Origin of the sequence: Nonomuraea longispora (assembly GCF_004348345.1) — a bacterium.
GTDB lineage: Bacteria > Actinomycetota > Actinomycetes > Streptosporangiales > Streptosporangiaceae > Nonomuraea > Nonomuraea longispora.
In genome coordinates this window covers 1-4,377 of record NZ_SMJZ01000353.1, presented here as the reverse complement: position 1 = coordinate 4,377, position 4,377 = coordinate 1, and the positions used below count along the sequence as shown (strand labels likewise).

The window sequence follows — 4,377 nt, the reverse complement described above, 5'->3', positions numbered from 1 at the left end:
GTGGACAGGGGGAGGGCGGAGGGAGAGCCTGTGGACGGAGGTCAGACCGACAGATCCCGCAACGCGGTGAAGAAGGCGTGATGGCGGCCCAGCTCCCGCTCGACCGGCTCCACCACCATCGTCGCGGACACGGCCGCCACCCTGCGCCTCATCTCCCGCTCCAGGCGCTCTCGCTCCCTGGAGGCGTTCAGCTCGACGAAGTTGCGCGAGGCGATGCCCGACAGCGCACCCAACCCCAGCACGGCGGCCATCATCAGCCCGACCCACGGGAGCGCCGCGCCGTCGCCGAGCAGTTCCAGTTGCGGGGGCAGTTGTCCCGGCATGAGCAGCCCGGCCAGCAGCCAGATGACCCCGGCCGCGAACGCCGCCACCAGGGTGTACTGCCACACCTTGAGCGTGCGCCACCAGCCGGGCACCCGGTCGAGCTGCGGCGCCACCTCCGTGAGGTCCTCGGTCAGCGCCTGCGGGAGCTGGCCGGAGCGCGACCTGGCCGCCTGGTGCACGGAGGCGCGCCACACGGGGTGCATCCCGACGGAGAGGCCGTCGGCGAGCGCCTGCACGGCGTTGGCGACCTCGGCCGACTGGGCGCTCACGGAACCGGTCGTGATGCCGCGGATCTCCGCGCTCACGTCTTCGAGGCGCAGGGCCTTCAGCGGATCGGGGCGCAGCTTCGCGAACCATCGAGGGTACGGCCACCCGACCCACTGATTGGAGCGCTCGGCGTAGACGTTCTCCATGGCCTCGCCCACCGCGGGCACGCCCACGGCGTCGCAGAGCGCGTCGGTCAGCCCCATCCGGCGGGCCTCGTCGACCGACGACGGGGCGGAGAGCGCCTCGCCGAGCGGCATGACCTCGCCGAGGCGCTGCTCCAGGCGGTGCAGGTCGGCCTCGAGCTTCTGGATGGCGGCCCGCCGCCGTGACACGGCGGTCGCGATGACGCTCTTGAGACTTTCGATGCCGCGTCCGGTGACCGCCGAGGTGGGTACGACGCTGGGGTGGTCGACGCCTTCGCGGCGCAGCAGGTCGTTGAGGTCGATGACCAGCTCGGCCAGCTCCTCGGTGGTGAGCCGGTCGGCCTGGTTGAGCGCGAACACGGTGACCGCGTCGTGCCCCGCCAGATCCGTGACGTAGCGCCGGTGGGTGGAGGCGTCGGCGTACTTCTGCGGGTCGAGCACCCACACCACGAGGTCGGCCAGCCCGATGAGCCGATCGGCCTCGGTGTCGGTGAGCGCCCGGATGGAGTCGTGGTCGGGCAGGTCGAGCAGGATGAGCCCGTGCAGCTGGCTGTCGCCCTTGTCGAGCGCGCTGGCGCGGGAGAAGCGGTGCCGCCACTGGATCTGCAGCCAGTCGAGCAGCGGCCCGGCGCCCTCCAGCCCCCACACGCAGGCGTGGGTGCGGGCGGTGGTCGGCCGGCGTACGCCGGTGGGCGACAGCTCGAGCCCGGAGATCGCGTTGAACAACGACGACTTGCCGCTGCCCGTGCCGCCCGCGAGGGCGACGACGGTGTGCTCGGACGACAGCTTGAGCCGGTCTCCGGCCCGCTGGAGCAGCACGCCGGCCTCGTCGAGCAGCTTCTTGTCCAGCCGCCCCGGGCCCAGCTCCACCACCTTGGTGAGCGCGGTCAGCCGCGGAGCGAGACCCGGCCTGGTGGTCATGGTGGTCATCGAGCGACCTCGAGGTTGTACGTTGCCTGGTAGAGGCGGGTTGCGACGGACTCGTCGGGAATGCCCGCGGAGTCGAGCGCTTTCCCGTAACGCATGGCTTCCTCGTCGAACAACATGCCGATCCTGGCGCGCAGGTCGCTGAGCGCCTTGGCGCCGATGCCACGCAGGGACTCGGCGCCGAGCAGGGCGTTGACCAGCCGATGTGGAACACCCTCGCCGTTGCTCCCGCTGAACATCGCGACCATGAAGATCAGGGCGAGCGAGTCGTGGTCGAACGAGACCAGCTTCGACACCGACCGCTTGGCCACACCCTCCGTGCGTACCAGCTCGCCCAGGTGATCCTGCCAGGAGGCGATGGCACGGCCGGTGTGGCGGATGAGGTCGTCAGAGGGGGTGTCGAGGCCGTCCGATATCTTGGCGCCCAGCTCGGAACGGTGCCGCCAGCGCGCCACCACCTCCTCGCAAGCACGGTTGGCGGCGGCGACGATCACCGACTCGAGGCCCGTGCGGATCGCCGCCTTGAACGCCAGCACCCGCTCGGGCGCCTGTTTGGCCGCCTTCCCGCGCCTGCGTAGTTGCAACGAGCGCATGAGGTCGCCGGAGCCGGCGAAGTCCTGCCATCTGGCCAGCACCTCGCCGTGCAGCAGCGAACCGTTCTTGTACGCCTTGTCGATCTCCATGAGCGCGCCGCGGAAGGCCGCCTCCACGTCGCCGCGCAGCTCTGTCCTGAAGGCGACCTGCCCCTCCAGGTGCTTGGCCAGCGCTGGTACGCGGGTGCGGAAACTGTTGAGCACGCCGTTGAGCGTCTCGCGTACGGCCTGCGCCCGGCGCTCCTCGTCGACCGAGAGCTCGGCCAGCCACAGCCGCAGCTCGGTGACCTCGCTGTCGGGCAGCCTGCCGTCCGTCACCTTCGCCTCGTTGATGACGAACCTGTCGATGTCGCCCATGCCGTATTCGGTGAGCATGCGGACGAAGTGCTTGAGCACCACGTCGGCCGACCGGGGCTGGACGCGCGACAACACGATCGCCAGCCGGGCACCCCGTTCCTTGGCCAGGCGCAGCAGGCTCCAGGCCGGGGCGTCGGCGTAGCGGGCCGCCGTGGTCACGAAGATCCACAGGTCGGCGGCGTCGAGCATGCGGTGCGCGACGTCGTGGTGCTCCTCCACGACCGAGTCGATGTCGGGGGTGTCGAGCAGCGCCACGCCCTGCGGGAGCTTCTCGGTCGAGACGACGACCAGGCCGTCCGGCCCCGCATCGGGCGTCGGCGCGTCGAGACGCCGCAGGCCGCCCAGCAGCTCGCCCTCCGCGAACCACTCGCGGTCGTCGGGGTGGCAGGCCAGGACGGGGGTGCCGGTGGTCGGGCGGCGTACGCCGGTGCGCGAGACGGTCTTCTCGGCGAGCGTGTTGACCAGGGTGGACTTGCCCGCGCCGGTCGAGCCGGCCACCACGATGAGCGCGGGAGCGGTGCTCGTCCTCACCCTGGGCAGCACGTAGCCCTCAAGCTGGGCCAGCAGGTCGGCCTGTGCCTGCCTGGCCTCCTCCACGCCCGGCAGGTCGAGCCCGAAGCGCAGGTCGGCGATGCTCTCGCGGAGGGTGCCGAGCGCACTCATCAGCGTTTCGGCCGCCTCCGCCGGCAACTCCTCACCGACCGCCTGACCGGCCGGCTCTTGGCCGCCGGCCTGCTCGGGCTTCTTTGTCACCTCGTCGCCACCCGCGACATCCGAACCGCGTGACACCTCGTCGCCGCGGACGTCCGAACCGCGTGACATCTCGTCGTCGCCGCCGGTGATGTCCGTAGCATCCGGCGTCCCGTCGGCTCGGGGGGCGTCGGAGCCGGCATCGCCACGGGGGCCCGCGTGACCGATCGTCGCCGTGCCGGCGGTCGGTGACGGCTCGTCGGCCGCTTCGAACTGGCCGGCCCTCGCCTGCTTGGCGCTGGCTTTTGGTACGCCGCCCTTCGCGGGTACGTCCGCCTCGCCCGGCTGCCGGCTCGCCGCCGGAGCACCCGGTTTCCCGGGCACGCCGGGCTTCCCCGGTTTGCCGCCTGGCGCGGAGGCGCCGGGCTTCACAAAGGTGCCGGTCGTTGTCGTGGGGTCCCGGGGTTCGTCTCCGGTCTGACGCTCCGGCTCGTCGGCCGATGGCTCGCCGGAGTGCGGCTCACCCGGCGGTCGCTCGCCGGTGGACCGTTTGGCGGGTCGCATGCCTTGGGGGGAACGCCTGCCGGGGGAACGCTTTCCCGACGGACGGCCGCCCGGGAAACGGTCGCCCGAGGACGGCGTACCAGTGGTCTGCTCGCCACCGGGCTCGTCGTGCTGGGCTGCGGCTTCGTCTCGGGTCGCCGGCTCGGTGCGTGCGTCGCTGGTGGCGCCTTCCGCGGTGACCTCGCGCTCCGCCGGGGAGCGGCCGTCGCCGCCCCGTCCCTTCGCGGCCTTGGCGCCGGACGGTCCTTCGGACGCCGGATCGCCGACCGTGGCGCGTGCGGAAGGCGTACTTTGTGCTTCCGGCCTGCCCCGGACGGCGGGCCTGCGGGCGAAGAGGCTGGGGCGAGCGGGCGGCTCGTCCTGCGCCGCGGGCTCGGATCCGGTTTCAGGTCCCGCGCCGGTTTCTGTCGCAGAACCGGCAGGGTGACCGCCTGCGGGCTCGGCACCGGCACCAGGCTTCGGGCGGGCGGCGGGTGCCGCTCCGGCTCCGGGCATGGGGCGGGCCTGGGGGC

General features: G+C 72.3%; 2 protein-coding genes. Both read right to left on the bottom strand.

Features of this window, described 5'->3' with window-relative positions; all coding sequences use genetic code 11:
* Window positions 1–41: 41 nt before the first annotated feature.
* Complete coding sequence (locus E1267_RS42745) at window positions 42–1,664, bottom strand: GTP-binding protein (RefSeq protein ID WP_132341888.1); 1,623 nt, start codon at window positions 1,662–1,664, stop codon at window positions 42–44.
* Entirely contained in the window at window positions 1,661–3,685 is a 2,025-nt protein-coding gene (locus tag E1267_RS42740) for a GTPase (protein WP_246064717.1), read from the bottom strand. The genes E1267_RS42745 and E1267_RS42740 overlap by 4 nt, the downstream gene beginning before the upstream one ends.
* Window positions 3,686–4,377: the final 692 nt, after the last annotated feature.